Source organism: Paraflavitalea devenefica, from assembly GCF_011759375.1.
Classification (GTDB): domain Bacteria; phylum Bacteroidota; class Bacteroidia; order Chitinophagales; family Chitinophagaceae; genus Paraflavitalea; species Paraflavitalea devenefica.
Window position 1 is genome coordinate 2229362 of record NZ_JAARML010000001.1, and the last position, 15345, is coordinate 2244706.

At 48.7% G+C, this 15345-nt stretch carries 11 protein-coding genes; 7 read left to right on the forward strand and 4 right to left on the reverse strand.

What is annotated here, in order from left to right:
- Positions 1-175 precede the first annotated feature (175 nt).
- Both HB364_RS09120 and HB364_RS09125 read left to right on the forward strand, forming a co-directional pair.
- A complete protein-coding gene (locus tag HB364_RS09120; protein WP_167287574.1) occupies positions 176-1387 on the forward strand; it encodes an ROK family transcriptional regulator in 1212 nt (403 codons plus the stop codon).
- Between the two features lie 458 nt (positions 1388-1845).
- Positions 1846-2595, forward strand: coding sequence for a hypothetical protein (locus HB364_RS09125; protein WP_167287575.1), 750 nt, complete (start codon positions 1846-1848; stop codon positions 2593-2595).
- On the opposite strand, the gene HB364_RS09130 is transcribed toward HB364_RS09125, so the two are convergent.
- Positions 2578-3609 (reverse strand): GntR family transcriptional regulator, encoded by a 1032-nt coding sequence (locus HB364_RS09130; RefSeq protein ID WP_167287576.1) that lies wholly within the window; start codon positions 3607-3609, stop codon positions 2578-2580. The genes HB364_RS09125 and HB364_RS09130 overlap by 18 nt on opposite strands.
- A gap of 274 nt (positions 3610-3883) precedes the next feature.
- On the opposite strand from HB364_RS09130, the gene rhaT reads away from it, so the two are divergent.
- The 5 genes from rhaT to HB364_RS33495 all read left to right on the forward strand — a co-directional run bounded on the left by rhaT (position 3884) and on the right by HB364_RS33495 (position 10271).
- Entirely contained in the window at positions 3884-5005 is a 1122-nt protein-coding gene (gene rhaT / locus HB364_RS09135) for an L-rhamnose/proton symporter RhaT (RefSeq protein WP_167287577.1), read from the forward strand.
- Positions 5006-5015: 10 nt separating this feature from the next.
- Positions 5016-7169 (forward strand): bifunctional aldolase/short-chain dehydrogenase, encoded by a 2154-nt coding sequence (locus HB364_RS09140; RefSeq protein WP_167287578.1) that lies wholly within the window; start codon positions 5016-5018, stop codon positions 7167-7169.
- Positions 7170-7246: 77 nt separating this feature from the next.
- Positions 7247-7561, forward strand: a complete 315-nt coding sequence (gene rhaM, locus HB364_RS09145; RefSeq protein ID WP_167287579.1) for an L-rhamnose mutarotase — start codon at positions 7247-7249, stop codon at positions 7559-7561.
- 11 nt (positions 7562-7572) lie between these two features.
- Positions 7573-8847 carry a TIM barrel protein gene (locus tag HB364_RS09150; protein WP_167287580.1) on the forward strand — a complete coding sequence of 425 codons (1275 nt, stop codon included), beginning with the start codon at positions 7573-7575 and terminating at the stop codon, positions 8845-8847.
- An 11-nt stretch (positions 8848-8858) separates the two neighbouring features.
- Positions 8859-10271, forward strand: coding sequence for an FGGY-family carbohydrate kinase (locus tag HB364_RS33495; RefSeq protein ID WP_167287581.1), 1413 nt, complete (start codon positions 8859-8861; stop codon positions 10269-10271).
- Here HB364_RS33495 and HB364_RS09160 read toward each other — a convergent pair.
- The 3 genes from HB364_RS09160 to HB364_RS09170 form a co-directional block, all read right to left on the reverse strand.
- Positions 10223-11059, reverse strand: a complete 837-nt coding sequence (locus HB364_RS09160; RefSeq protein ID WP_167287582.1) for an alpha/beta hydrolase family protein — start codon at positions 11057-11059, stop codon at positions 10223-10225. The two genes, HB364_RS33495 and HB364_RS09160, sit on opposite strands and share 49 nt — an antisense overlap.
- Positions 11060-11260: 201 nt before the next feature.
- The gene (locus HB364_RS09165; protein ID WP_167287583.1) at positions 11261-12010 is read right to left on the reverse strand and encodes a LytR/AlgR family response regulator transcription factor; all 750 of its coding nucleotides are present in this window, start codon (positions 12008-12010) and stop codon (positions 11261-11263) included.
- Between the two features lie 27 nt (positions 12011-12037).
- Positions 12038-15193 (reverse strand): sensor histidine kinase, encoded by a 3156-nt coding sequence (locus tag HB364_RS09170; RefSeq protein WP_167287584.1) that lies wholly within the window; start codon positions 15191-15193, stop codon positions 12038-12040.
- Between the last annotated feature and the right edge of the window lie 152 nt (positions 15194-15345).

Consider the following 15345-nt stretch of genomic DNA (forward strand, 5'->3'; position numbering starts at 1 on the left):
ACGAATGGTTAACAATTTGGAAGAAGTTATATGAAAAATAACAAGAAGTAGAACCGCAGAAAAGGAACAAAAGCGCGTTACCGGGATGTTATAGTAAGGCATAGATAATGGCCTTCAGCAGAAAGTTGTGTATCTTTTCGCCTGAATCCCAACCGTTAAACAAAAATTTTAATAAGTGTCCGAGAAACAGGCTATCTACAAAAAGTCACTGATTAAGCATCTGTACTTTAATCAGAAGTTATCCTGTGCCGAGCTAAGCGCTTTAACTGATAAAAGCCTGCCGCATACCGCCCGCGCGTTGAATGAATTGGTCGAAGAGGGAATAGTCCGCGAATCTGGCCATGCCATGTCTACCGGAGGGCGCCGGCCACAGGTATATGCGGTAAACCCGGATATCATGTATGTGATATCGGTAGCGATGGATCAGTTCATTACCCATATTAGTATATTGGACCTGGCTAACCAGGTAGTGGCTAAAGTAGAACGGATTGAACTGTCCCTTCAGCTGAATCCCCAGGCACTGCAGGAACTGGGCCGTCACCTGAGTCATTTTATCCTGAATGCCGGTATTGACAAAGAAAAGATTGCTGGTATCGGAATAGGCATGCCGGGATTTGTGGATGGCCAGAAAGGCATTAATTACTCCTTCCTGAATCCGACTAATAATAACATCATTAATTACATTGAGTCTGTTACCGGCTTACCCGTATTGATTGATAACGACTCCAGCTTAATAGCCCTTGCCGAATGGAAACTGGGGGCTGCCCGCAACCGCAGGAATGCGGTGGTGGTCAATATTAGCTGGGGCATTGGGCTGGGCATGATCCTGAATGGTAGTTTATTCAGGGGACAGAATGGATTTGCAGGAGAATTCAGCCATATACCGCTTTTTACCAATAATAAGATCTGCAACTGTGGTAAAATGGGCTGCCTGGAAACCGAAACCTCTCTCCAGGTGATTGCAGAGAAAGCCATCCAGGGTTTGAAGGAAGGCCGGACCTCCATCTTAAAAAACCTGTCGCCGGAACACCTCGAAGAAACCAGTAAGGCCATTATGGAGGCAGCCGTAAAAGGTGATAAATATGCAGTAGAGTTATTATCGCAGGCCGCTTACCATATCGGCCGGGGAATAGCTATCCTTATTCATATCTTAAATCCCGGCTTGATCGTACTGAGTGGGAGAGGGGCATTGGCCGGCCGTCTTTGGCTGGCGCCTGTGCAACAGGCCCTTAATGAGCATTGCATTCCTAAAATAGCCGAGCATATTGAGATCATGATCTCGCCCCTCGGGTACAATGCAGAACGCCTGGGCGCTGCGGCCCTCATTATGGAACATTTTGATGAATTACCCATGCACCGGAAGAAGCAGGAGCTCTTATATGCGTAAACAATGACCAGTCAGTCGTCGGGACAACTACCCCCCTTAAGGGAAGGGATTCCTCCTGATAGTAACCAGGTCCGCCTGGGATAGTAAGTGGATACTAAATGGGTACTAAATACCAAAGCTATACCAACCTTAACCCATAGCTATAGTAAAGGCGCATTTTACTAAAATCGCAACCCGGTCACATCTCCCCGCCAGGCAGCGGAATGAACGTTTAACTATTCTACAATCAATTACTTAGGTATTCATACAAGTTGTTTCAACTACCAGTAACTGCCAACCAGCAACCAGCTCAACCCTTAGTGCCGCTCTTCGAGGCTTTTAGCCTCGAAGGTCTATTACGGGGCTTTTAGCCCCAAAACCGCGCCCCGTCCCTCCTCCCATCCCATTAATCCCATTAATCCCCTTCATCTTGGTTCAGACAATAAATATGACTAAATTCATGTATATAATCCAAATCTATGGCAAAGCAAATCGCCGGACTCTGCCGCTTTGAAGGCACCCTTCATGGCATCACCTTCTATAAAATGGACGGACAGTATTATGCCCGCGCCCAAAGTTCCCTCACCAGTGAGCGGGTCAAAACCAGTTGGGAGTTTAAAGAGACCATGATCTTTGCCCGCCTGCTAACCCGCGCCTCAAAGATTGGTTCACAGATATACAAAGCCCTGCCACCCGGCTGGCGCCAGTTCTGGATGTACCGCTCCTTTACCGGCGAAGCCTTCACCTTATTAAAAGAGAATCCTTATACAGATGAACATGTAAAACAGCTCCTCTGGAAATGTTACGTGGAATACTGGGAACAAATAAAAGCAGTTGATCCCAACAACCCCATCTTCCAGCCCAAACCAAAAAAGATCAGGAAGAGAAGGGTAGTATCCCTCGAAGCCATGATGCGCAAGCGTGATAAATACGGCAAGCCCAAATATCCGGAACTCATCAAAGCAGAAAAAGAACGCAAAGCCCGCGAAGCAAAAGAAGCCTGGATCAAAAAGCTGGAAGAGAAAAAACAAGCAACCTTAGCCGCCGAAGCTTTAGCGAAGGAGACAGAAGTTACCAGCGTTTTTGCAAAGGAGGTAGTGATTGGAGCATGGCACGTATTAAGCGATGGAAAGCTTCATACAGGTCCTCCCGGAATTGATCACGCAGTTACACCTGGAGAATCCGGAATGCTACATACTAAATTCGAAATTCTACAACGAAGCCCTTAACGTCAGATAAAACGGTATGGCTACATGCTCTGTGCTGCGCTCCAGGATTAATTGTGCGGCCTTCTCACCCATCATCTGGAAATCACTGGAAATAGTAGTAATGCCATTCAGGATAATCTTCTTCAGCGGCGTTTCATTGTAAGAGATCACTCCAACCTGTTTGCCCACTTTTAATTTCGTGGCCAGTATTCGTTCAATCAGGGTCACCAGGTCATTTTCCATCAGGTTAATATAGGCCTCGCCTTCCTGTATCGGTTCTTCCTCAATGTCATGTACTACCTTATAATTAAACGCATACTGATTGCAGAAGCGGTAAAAGCCTTTTAAGATCTCCTGCGGGAAATAAGTATAGGCGGGGAAAATGATCTTCAGCGTATCATACTTGCTCAGTTGCTGCAAAGCCTGCTCCAGCGCATTGTAAATATCCTTCTCAAAATTCTCATATACGGCGCCATATTCACCATTCACGCCAGCTACCAACTTATCCAGCAGGATCAGCTTATTCTTGTCTATAATATTAATGATCTCATGCGCATTATCGCCACCTTCCATAAAATGGGGGATGATCACATAATGCGTATAATCATCTTTCTTGTTTTCCAGCAGCTTTTTGAAGAAAGCGAAGTCATTATTATAAATATAGAAGTCCACGCTGGCCATCTCACCCAGTGCAGCCACAAAAGCATCATATACGATCTTTTTATGCGGACTTAGCTTGTTGAACAACAGGAATACCTTCAACTGGTGGTTCACCTCGGTCGTCTTCACAAAGAAACCTTTACCCGGCACCGAGCCCAGTACACCTATTTTCTTGAGGTGCTTATATCCTTTCTCGGCCGTATCACGGGAGATCTCAAACTCGAAGCTCAACTCATTGATAGAAGGCAATATTTCATCTTTCGCTATCTTACCGTCTGCAATAGCCTTTACAATGGAATTGGCCAGTTGCAGGTACTTGGGGGTGGCGGAATGATAGTCAATGTACAGGTGTTGATAGATCGGCGGCTTTTTCATCACAGCGGCGTTCGTTAACTCATTAATTCTCAAACCTACAAAAAATGTGGCATGCAGACCGGCTTATTTACGGGAACGATTGCAGGGCAGGACAGCAACCATGAACCGGCAATCGGCAATGGATCTTATACCGTCACCACACCCAACCATTTATAACGCGCTATTCGTCTACAAACCATGATGGTACATGACGGCGGACTAACTGAATCCGGCTACTTTTAATCACATTATTTTGTAATTTCTTGCCAGGCCATATTGAAAAAACTTTTAACTCATGGGTGTTATTTTCGGCGTTATATTTCACTTTATCGGCGGTTTTGCATCAGGAAGTTTCTACATACCATTTAAAAAAGTAAAAGGCTGGGCCTGGGAAAGCTACTGGATCATTGGCGGCCTTTTCTCCTGGCTCATTGTTCCCCCGCTGGCTGCTTATCTGACCATCCCCGATTTTGGCAGCATCATTAGCTCAACCGATTTTTCAGTGCTCAAGTGGACCTATATCATGGGTGTGCTCTGGGGCATTGGCGGTCTTACGTATGGGCTGGGCGTTCGCTACCTCGGTGTATCACTCGGCAGCTCCATTATCCTGGGGCTGTGTTCCATTTTCGGTTCGCTCATCCCCTCCGTGTATTATGATATTTTTCCCGAAGCCGGGAAGGATACCATTACCGACCTGTTTACCCATCGCTGGGGACAGATGGTGCTATTGGGGTTGCTGGTATGCGTAATCGGCATTATCATTTGCGGCAAGGCCGGGGGCATGAAAGATAAAGACCTGGCCGCTAATAAAAGTGCTGCCAATCAGGAATTTAAGCTTGGCCTGGGATTGCTGGTAGCCATCATTTCCGGCGTGCTCAGCGCCTGTTTCAGCTTTGGCATTGAGGCGGGAACGCCCATGTCGGTCGTAGCCAACGAGGCCTGGAAAGCCGCCCATCCTGGCGAAGGAGAGTTCCTGTATCGAAACAATGTGATCTATGTGGTGTTATTATGGGGAGGGCTCACCACCAACCTGATCTGGTGCATGATCCTCAATGCCCGTAATAAAACATTTAAAGACTATACTAATAAGCAGGCGCCGCTCCGCAAAAACTACCTGTTCTCAGCGTTAGCCGGCACTACCTGGTTCCTGCAGTTCTTTTTCTACGGCATGGGCGAAAGCAGGCTGGGCAATGGCGCCAGCTCCTGGATACTGCACATGGCCTTCATTATACTCATCGCCAATGCCTGGGGCCTGGCGCTTAACGAATGGAAAGGCGTTACCCGGAAAACTAAAAATACCATCATCACCGGCATCGCGGTGATCCTGCTGTCCGTACTGATTGTAGGCTATGGCAACTATCTCAAAGACAAGGCAAAAAAGGAACAGCAACAACAAACCGCAATTCATAGCATTTAAATATTTGAAAATGTCTGTTACTACATCAACATTTAAGCATGTCAGTTATTTGTGGAATGAAGCTACAGCCGCCTCTATGGCTGGTGATGAAGTGGCTTTGTTGATTTATCGTTCTAACCTGCTGGGCGCCGACCTGCGGCTTACCAATTATGGCGGCGGCAATACCTCGTGCAAAGTAATAGCCAAAGACCCCCTCACCGGAAAGGAAACAGAAGTGATGTGGATCAAAGGCTCCGGTGGCGATATCGGCACCCTTAAAAAAAGCGGCCTGGCTGCTTTGTATGTCGACCGCCTGCGTAGCCTTACCAACGTATACCGTGGCATTCAGTATGAAGATGAAATGGTAGAGCTGTTCAATCATTGCATATTCGACCTCAGCTCCAAAGCACCTTCCATTGATACCCCTCTCCACGGCTTTTTGCCTTTCAAACACATTGATCACCTGCATCCCGATGCGGCCATTGCCATCGCTGCCGCGAAAGACGGCAAGCGCATTACGCAGGAGATCTTCAAAGGCGCTATTGGTTGGGTAGAATGGCAACGTCCCGGCTTCGACCTCGGCCTTAAACTGAAGCAATGCCTGGATGAAAATCCCGGCATCCGTGGTATTATGCTGGGTTCTCATGGTCTCTTTACATGGGGTGATACGGCTTATGAAAGCTATATCAATACCCTCGAAGTGATAGAGCGTTGCGCAGAATACATAGAATCAAAATCAAAGAAGGAAAACACCTTCGGTGGCGCTAAGCTAACGTCCCTTAAGAAAGAAGACCGGCTGAAACAGGCGGCCCTGCTCGCCCCCATATTACGGGGTTTTTGTTCCGGAGCCGGTATGTCCCCCCTTCAGGGGGGATCAGGGGGGGCTTCCCGTATGATCGGACACTTTACCGATGATGACCGGGTGCTGCAGTTTATTAATTCCAAAGATCTGGACAGGCTGGCGCCCATGGGTACCAGTTGCCCCGACCACTTCCTGCGTACCAAGATCAGTCCGCTGGTATTGACCCTGGCGCCGGATGCTAACCTAACCGATGCCAAGCAACTCAAAGAACAACTGACAGCGCCTTTTGAGGCATACCGCAACATGTATGCGGAATACTATAATTCCTGCAAGCATCCCAATAGTCCCGCCATGCGCGATCCCAATCCCGTGGTGATCCTGTATCCCGGCGTTGGTATGTTCACTTTTGCGAAAGATAAACAAACGGCCCGCGTAGCTGCCGAGTTTTATGCGAATGCCATTAATGTAATGCGTGGCGCGGAAGCCATCTCTTCTTATACTTCACTGCCCCGCCAGGAAGCATTCAACATTGAATACTGGTTGCTGGAAGAAGCCAAGCTGCAGCGGATGCCTAAGCCGAAACCGCTATCCGGCAAGATTGCCTTGGTAACCGGCAGCGCCGGCGGCATTGGTAAAGCCATCGCTAAAAAGTTTGCCGATGAAGGCGCCTGTGTGATCATTAATGACAATGATGCCTCCCGCCTGGAAAGCGCGAAAGAGGATTTCCAGAAAAAATATGGTAAAGATGTTTTCAGTACAGCGGTGCTGGATGTTACCAATGAAAATGATATTGAGCATGCCTATACTACAGCGGCCCTTGCTTTTGGCGGGATAGATATTGTAGTGAACTGTGCCGGTCTTTCCATTTCCAAGCCGATTGAAGAGCATACAGAGAAAGATTGGGACCTGCTGTATGATGTACTGGTGAAAGGCCAGTTCTTTGTAACGCAGGCCGGCGTGAATATCATGCGCAAGCAGGGACTGGATGGCGATGTGCTCAACATTGTAAGTAAGAATGCCCTGGTATCGGGTCCGAATAATGCCGGTTATGGTTCTGCCAAAGCGGCGCAGTTGCACCTCAGCCGCCTCAATGCTGCCGAGCTGGGTAAAGACAATATCCGCGTGAATGTCATCAATCCCGATGCGGTTATTTCCGATAGTAAGATCTGGGAAGGCGCCTGGGCCGAAGGCCGCGCCAAAGCTTATGGCGTAAAGGTGGAAGACCTGCCGGCTTTCTATGCCAAACGTACTTTACTCAATGAGATCATCTTACCGGAAGACATTGCCAATGCCTGTTTCGTATTCGTAGGCGGCCTGCTGGATAAATCAACCGGCAATGTGCTGAATGTGGATGGAGGAGTAGCAATGGCTTTCGTAAGATAATAAATCATCCACTGTCGCCAGCCTCTGGCTGGTGACGGTTATTTCAGAGCCTCTGGCTCTGGCTGAAAAAAATTACTATGGCGCGCGTAGCATTCAAAATGCAACTGTATAAGGGCTTCGAAGAGGAATACCTCAAACGGCATGAGGCGCTGTGGCCGGAGCTGGAACAACTGCTGAAACAAACCGGCATCAGTGAATATTCCATCTTTCTCGATGAAACCACCAATAGCCTGTTTGGCGTGCTGAAGGCAACGGATCCCAAAGCGCTGGATAACCTGCCTGCACAGCCCGTCATGCAAAAGTGGTGGGCCTACATGAAAGACATTATGGAAAGCAACCCGGATAATTCACCCGTGAGTATTCCCTTAAAAGAAGTATTTTACTTACCATAAAACGATTGAACATGCAAGTGGAAAAGCATAAGATTGACAGCCATAACAGTGACCTTCTTGCTCAACATAAACGCAAATTGGATTTTGTAGCCGCTGATGTACCCGATGTTAAATCAGTTATTCAGAAACTAAAGGATTTCCAGGTAGCCATCCCCAGTTGGGCACTCGGCACTGGTGGCACCCGCTTTGGCCGTTTTTCCGGCGGAGGCGAACCCCGCACCCTTGAAGAGAAGATTGAAGATGTAGGTCTATTACATAGCCTCAACCAATCGGGCGGCGCCATCTCCCTGCACATACCCTGGGACATTCCCGAAAATGCACAGGCCATCAAAGCGTTGGCTGCACAACACGGCCTGCGCTTCGATGCCGTAAACTCCAACACCTTCCAGGACCAGAAAGATCAAAAGCATAGCTATAAATTCGGCTCCCTGCAGCATGTGGACAAAGCAGTACGCAAACAAGCCATTGAACACAATATTGAGGTGATAAAACATGGTGTAGAGCTGGGTTCCGATTCCATCACCGTATGGCTGTCGGATGGATCCTGCTTTCCCGGCCAGCTCAACTTCCGTAAGGCATTTCAGCGTACGCTGGAAGGTTTGCAGGAGATCTATGCCGCCCTGCCCGCCCACTGGAAAATGTTTGTAGAATACAAAGCTTTTGAACCCAATTTCTATTCAATGACCGTGGGCGATTGGGGCCAGTCATTATTATATGCCAACAAATTAGGACCGAAGGCCTATACCCTGGTAGACCTTGGTCACCACCTGCCCAATGCCAATATTGAGCAGATCGTGGCGCTCTTACTCAATGAAGGAAAGCTCGGTGGTTTCCATTTCAATGATTCCAAGTATGGTGATGACGATCTTACTGTAGGCAGCATCAATCCTTACCAGTTATTCCTCATCTTTAATGAACTGGTGGAAGGGATGGATGCCCGGTCTATGAACCATACTACCGACCTTGGCTGGATGATTGATGCCTCGCACAATGTAAAAGATCCGCTGGAAGACCTGCTGCAATCAGTAGAAGCGATCAAGATCGCTTATGCGCAGGCCCTGCTGGTAGATACAAAGGCTTTGCAACAGGCGCAGGAAAACAATGATGTGGCAAAGGCCCAGGAAATACTGCAACAGGCTTACCGTACAGATGTGCGTCCCCTCGTGGCCGAAGCACGCCTGCAGGCCGGTGGCGCGTTGCAGCCCCTCGCATTCTACCGCACTGCGAAAGTGCGTGAGCAGTTGATCAAAGACCGCGGACAAAAAACCGTAGCTACAGGATTATAATAAAGCAGCCAGTGACCACCACGCCCGTCATAGCGATCTTCGACATTGGCAAAACCAATAAGAAGTTTTTCATCTTCGATGAAGACTACAACATCCTGTTGGAGCGGTCAACGCCTTTCTCTGAAACAAAAGACGAGGATGGCGATCCCTGTGAAGACATTGTAGCCCTCACCCAATGGGTCAGGAAATCCCTGCAGGAAATATTGGCCATGCGGGAGTTCGACCTTAAAGCGGTGAATTGCTCTACCTATGGCGCCAGCTTTGTACACATCAATGCAGAAGGCAAACCGGTAGCGCCTTTGTATAATTACCTCAAGCCTTACCCAGCCGACCTGCAAAAAGCATTTTACCAGAAATATGGTGGGGAGATCACCTTCTCCATTCATACGGCTTCACCGGCATTGGGCAACCTCAACTCCGGCCTGCAGTTATACTGGTTAAAAGAGGAAAAGCCGCAGTTGTTCGACAAGATCAGGTATTCCCTGCACCTGCCTCAATACATGAGCTACCTGCTTACCGGTAAAACCTATTCGGATATTACCAGTATCGGTTGTCATACGGCGCTTTGGAATTTCTCGCAGAACCATTATCATGAGTGGCTGTTCCGTGAAGCAGTGATAGATAAACTGGCGCCCATTTTCCCCTCCAACCAGTTGATCCCGGCTTCATTCAACGGCCGGCCGGTGCTGAGTGGGGTAGGGTTACATGATAGTTCAGCTGCCCTGATCCCTTACCTGTCCAACTTTACCGAACCCTTTGTGCTCATTTCTACAGGCACCTGGTGTATTACCCTCAACCCCTTTAACCAATCGAGGTTACTGGCTGAAGAGCTGCAACAGGATTGTCTCTGTTACATGGAATTCAGGGCGAAGCCGGTCAAGGCATCCCGCCTCTTTGCAGGGTATGAACATGAGCAGCAGGTGAAGAAACTGGCGGAACATTTCAGCTTGTCTGAAAACTATTATAAAACGGTGGCATACAATCCGGCTATAGTGGCCAAACTAATAGCGGCGCCTGCCGTACAAACAGCAGCAGACGCACCAAAGCTTTTGCAGCAGTCGGCCTTTGGCAGCAGGTCACTCGCGGGGTTTGCTACTTATGAAGAAGCCTATCACCAGTTGATCATAGACCTCATGGCGCAGCAGGTAGCTTCTACCAACCTCGTCATGAACAGGGAGGTGAAGAAGATCTTTGTGGATGGCGGCTTTAGCCGCAATCCGGTGTACATGCACCTGTTGGCCAATGCTTATCCGCAGGTGGAAGTGTATGCCGCTTCCATTGCGCAGGCCTCAGCCGTAGGCGCTGCCATGGCAGTACATGCTTACTGGAACAAGCAATCCGCGCCATTGGAACTGATTGATCTCAAAAAATACCCTCACTTTTCTATCCACACCGACAACGACTTCCATATTGTATCACGATAATGCTTTCTGAATGGCCCCAGGTGGCCTGTCTTCTTCATGCCTGTATTGGCGGGGGTTAAGTGATGCCAGGTAACCTGTGCACTGGAGAAATAATTCAGTAATTCCTGTACGGCCCTGCGGGGTGAGCGCCAGTCATCGGAAAAGCTGAAAGCAAGGAGAGGTATCTGTAACTTTCGGTAATTATTATCGGGGAATTGGTCAAAGAGCCCATTGGAATTACTGCACCAGTTGAGCCATTCATGTACCACGCCTTTGGGCAGGTTGGGCAAGGAGCCCGCCCACTTGCCGGGCAAATAGCCAAACACGGTATAGAGCGTGCGGATGAATATCTTTTGCAGCCGGATGCGCACCCTTCCTTTCAGTGGCCATAATTTTTTACAGGTAAGGGAACTGTTGATGAGCACCAGGCGACTGATGTATTGACTGGCAGGTGACAGCCCGACGAGTTCGCCGCCCACCCCATGACCAATAAAAATAATTTCTTTTCCGGGAAAATTGTTTCTGGTATAAAGGATTACTGCGTCTAAGTCTTGTACCGCCCATTGGTGCAGGTCGGCTTTATAGCCTTTTAAATGATCAGGCGCCGACAGGCCTACACCACGGTAATCGAAAGTGACTACGGGGTATCCTTCCGACTGGAGGTACACAGCCAGATCATGGTAGTATTCCTGGGTTACGGCCACGGACGAGCCAATCAGGATCACTTTGTGATGGGCTGTATCATGGGCATACAGCTTCACACCGATCCTGTAACCATCCTTGGTCCGTATCGTATTGCTTTCATACATAGAGGTACTGTATTGGATTCAAAATAGTAGATTGTTCACATTTGCTTACCGCGCTGCGAGGCTTACAGCCTCGCAGCTTTATTACTGGGCTTTTAGCCCTGGTTCTTCAGGCAGTCTCGAAGCAAAAGCTTCTGAATGCTGAATACTGGATTTTGGATTCTTCCCCGCAGTGTCTCCCGCAGGGGACGCTGCGGAGAATAGCTACATCAACAAACTCATCAACTCTTCCCTTCTGCTTTTAGACACCGGTATCTTCATTTTATTCTCCATCACCAGGTAACCGCCATCCCCACGGATAAACTCACGCACCTGGTTTAAGTTCACCAGGTAAGAATTATGCGCCCGGAAGAAATGATAAGGCGACAGCATGTCCTCAAAATCCTTCAGGATGCGAGAGATCACTTTCTTCCGGTTATCGGTCAGGTATATCGTGGTATAATTGCTGCTGGCTTCACAGCAGATGATCACCTGCGGGTCTACAAACTCAATGCTTTCTTTGGAAGCGAGCGCAATGCGGCCCATCCTGCCTTTTTTTTCCGCCTGGATATTATTTAACAATACATCCATTTGTTCCGGTGGTATCCGGCGTTGTGTCTTGCGTTGGTGTTTTTCAATGGCTTCTTTCAGTTCTTTATTCTGCACCGGCTTCAGCAGGTAGTCGAGTGCGCTGAACTTAACGGCCTGAATGCCGAAATTGTCATAGGCAGTAGTAAAGATCACGTCAAACTCAATGTCCCTGCCCAGTTCTTCCAGCACATCAAACCCATTGAGCATGGGCATTTCGATATCGAGGAAGAGCAGGTCGGGGGCATTTTGTTTCAGCCAGGCTACACCTTCTGCCGGCTTTTCAAAAGAAGCCACCACCGATACCTCGGGACAATAATTTTCCAGCTTCCACTTCAGCGTTTCAATGCTGTGGTGCTCATCGTCAATAATTACTGCTTTGATCATAAAAAATGCTTTGAGAATATAGAATTATCATACCGGTATCACCAACTCCACCCTCGTCCCCGCTGCTCCACCTTCCGCATCTACCAGGTCCGTAATCGTTACACACGTATTAATATTATACAACTTATTAATAATCTCCAGCCTGTCGCGCGTGATCTGCATGCCCATCGACCTTTTCTTGCCGGCAAACTTATAGGCCCGTTGTGCCTGCGCTTTCGCCCGGCCAATGCCATTATCCTGTATCACACAGAACAGGTTATTGTCGCGTTCCTCGATCAGCAGTTCCACCTTTCTTTCCGTGCCATCCTGTTTATGCATCAATCCGTGCCAGATGGCATTTTCCACATACGGCTGTATCAGCATGGGCGGTATCACAATCGAGCCGGTATCGGTTTGGGTCACCACGTTTATTTCGTAGCGGAACTGGTCCCGGAAACGCAAGCCTTCCATCTGCAGGTACAGGTCCAGCGTTTCCAGCTCATCTTTCAAACTGATATAATTGGAACGCGAATGCTGCAGGATCAGCCGCATCAATCGCGCAAAGCTGTTCAGGTACTCAGAAGCCTTCTTCGATTCGTTTTTGATAATATAGCTGTCAATGGAATTAAGGCTGTTGAACAGGAAGTGCGGGTTCATCTGCGCCAGCAGGGCACTCATTTCCACATTGGCCAGTTTCTTTTCATATTGGGATTTCAGTTGCGCCTTCTTCCTGATCTGTTTGATCCGGAACCGGTACAGCCAATACACGATAGCAGCCACCACTACAAGCGCCGCGATCCGGAACCACCAGGTTTGCCACCAGGGAGTGGCCACGTGTACAAAGAGCTGCAGCATTTTCTCATTCCATACACCCTCGTTATTGGCTGCCTGCAACTGGAAAATGTAGTCTCCTGGCGGCACGTTGGTATAGTTGGCGGTATTCTTGCCGGTTACTTCCTTCCAGTCATCAAAGCGCTGCAGCCGGTAACGGAAGCGCACTTCATTGGCCAGTGTATAGGCCTGCGCCGAAAATCCAATAGTAAAGAAGTTGCGGTTATAGGACAGGTTAAGGGTAGTATCGTTAAACACTGCGGGAAAAGCGGCCGGCTGGTTGAGCACCTGGAGTTCACTGATATAAGGCGCGGGCAGCTCTTCATTGCGTTTGAAGGTGGAAGGATTGGCTAGCACAATATCAGCGCGGCCTCCAAACACCATGTCGCCGGAGGGCAGGAAAGAAAAATGGTAAAAGTCAACTTCCCGCAAGCCGTATTGAAAGTTGAACGTGGAAAGGCTGGTATCAGTAGCATTGATACGTATCAGTAACTTATCGGTATATCCCCATACATGGCCCTGGCGATCTGTGGCCAGCGTGTATATCTTCCCTTCAATCTTTTTATCCGGCAGCCAGGTCTTTGATACAATGCCTTTTTCCGGCGCCTGCACCTGTGCAAAGCCCAGCCATCCTTCATTATTGCTCACCCATATCCGCCCGGCTTTGTCTTCTGCAAATGAGTTTACATAGGACAAGCTTGTTGACCGGTTGTGCGAATAAATAAAATTGGCAATGCTATCTTTTTCGGCGAGGTACACCCCAAATCCGTTATAACGGGCAAACCACACATTGTTATGGCTGTCTACAAACAGGTTCGCCACTCTTACAGAAGGCATAGAAGTATCATAGGCCCAGATCTGCTTGCTATAATTGCGGTATTGACCGGTACGGTAGTCCCAGCAAATGAGCCCATCCAGGTCAGCCGCCAGCCACAAACGCCCCCGTTTATCTAGCTGCATATCGTACCACCTGTTGAACTGTGTAGGCGGTGGCTTCATCGCCCGCAGTTGCCGGGTGCTTACCTGGTAAGTGAACAATCCCTGTTCCGATGAAATGGCCAGCCTGCCGTCGGGCAACGGCACCAGGCCGCGTACTTCCAGTTTTTTATAAGGCGCTGGTGCATTCAATGGCATCTTTGTCCAGGTGCTGTTTAGTTTATCAAAAACGTACAGCCCGTTGGCCTGTATAGGACATACCGTGATCATCCTGCCGGTGGAGTCGCTGATGATATGCCGGTTAAAAGCCCAATCGCGTCCGTATAAGGCTTCGAAAGAAAAACTGGTGAATTGCTGCATGGCCGGATCAAAAAGCTGGATGCCATTGATATTGCCATACCATATCCTGTTGTGCTCGTCAATACAATGCACGCCATAAAAAAGATTTTCCGGAATGTTATTGAGCCTGGACCATACAATGTCTTTCAGGCGGGTATCATAGATCACCAGGCCGTCCAGCGTAGTGATCCACAATTCATGATCGTTTTTACGAAGGATGCTGGCAATCGGGGTTTTCAGTACCCGTCCCCAGCGATGGCTCACCGGCAGCGGACGTAAAGTTTGCGCAGCAGGATCGAAAACATGCATGCCTGCCGACCATCCGCCTACATACAGCAGCCCATCAGTGTGGTGGTACAGCCTGCGAAAGGCATTCACGGCTACCTGGTAATCTTTATCTTTTTGCGGAAAGACATGCCATTTAACGGCGCCGGTAAACTTATTAATTTCCTGCAGGCCACCTACTGTTCCTGCCCATATAATGGAATCATTGTTGTTGCAGGGCTCTATGCTCAGTACAGAGCTGTTGGAGCCCAGCAAGGGTACTACCTGCGGATAGGCTGCAGGCGAGCCGGTATAATGTCTGAAATTATCTGTTGCCTTGTCATAAGCCCATACGCCAAAAGTGCGGGTGCCCACCCATATTACCCCGGCAGCATCCTGCCTGATCACATGAACGGCATAATTCAGGTCCCGGGTAAGACTATCCATTTTGCCCGTTTCTCCCAACTGGTAATGCCTGAATTGCCCGCTGCTGATATTGAGCACGGATATGCCCTGGTTGGTACCTATCCATATCTCCCGCTTAAGGGGTAAAATAGCATTCACGGTATTATCAAACAGGGAATAGCGCAGGTCATTGCCCTGCCGGTATACCTTGAACTGCTGCCCGTCGAACCGGCACAGCCCTTCCCGGGTGCCTGCCCAGATAAAACCGTCCGGCCCCTTCTGGGTCAGGTATACATGGTTGGCCGGCAGCCCCTGTTCTTTATTTAAGTAAATGGCTTTGTCGAAGTTATATTGAGCCCCTGCCCCATACGGAAGCCAACAGCAGGTCACTGCCAGGAAGATTAGCTGAATGGTTGGCAACAACTTCATGAATGAATGGGCCTGGGTTTATTGGTATGTAAATAGACCTTTTTTCCCGGAATTAAAGAGGGTATCCTGATTCAATGGCCTCATTTCCTGTGTAAAAGCCACTTTATATTGAGCCGCCTGGTCCATTCGTAGGGTATTTCCCTGGTATGCTC

What these genes read in the sequence shown, in the direction of transcription:
- HB364_RS09125 (WP_167287575.1), top strand. Translation starts at nt 1,846, where the DNA reads ATGGCAAAGCAAATCGCCGGACTCTGCCGCTTTGAAGGCACCCTTCAT.
- HB364_RS09130 (WP_167287576.1), bottom strand. Translation starts at nt 3,609, where the DNA reads ATGAAAAAGCCGCCGATCTATCAACACCTGTACATTGACTATCATTCC.
- rhaT (WP_167287577.1), top strand. Translation starts at nt 3,884, where the DNA reads ATGGGTGTTATTTTCGGCGTTATATTTCACTTTATCGGCGGTTTTGCA.
- HB364_RS09140 (WP_167287578.1), top strand. Translation starts at nt 5,016, where the DNA reads ATGTCTGTTACTACATCAACATTTAAGCATGTCAGTTATTTGTGGAAT.
- rhaM (WP_167287579.1), top strand. Translation starts at nt 7,247, where the DNA reads ATGGCGCGCGTAGCATTCAAAATGCAACTGTATAAGGGCTTCGAAGAG.
- HB364_RS09150 (WP_167287580.1), top strand. Translation starts at nt 7,573, where the DNA reads ATGCAAGTGGAAAAGCATAAGATTGACAGCCATAACAGTGACCTTCTT.
- HB364_RS09160 (WP_167287582.1), bottom strand. Translation starts at nt 11,059, where the DNA reads ATGTATGAAAGCAATACGATACGGACCAAGGATGGTTACAGGATCGGT.
- HB364_RS09165 (WP_167287583.1), bottom strand. Translation starts at nt 12,010, where the DNA reads ATGATCAAAGCAGTAATTATTGACGATGAGCACCACAGCATTGAAACG.
- HB364_RS09170 (WP_167287584.1), bottom strand. Translation starts at nt 15,193, where the DNA reads ATGAAGTTGTTGCCAACCATTCAGCTAATCTTCCTGGCAGTGACCTGC.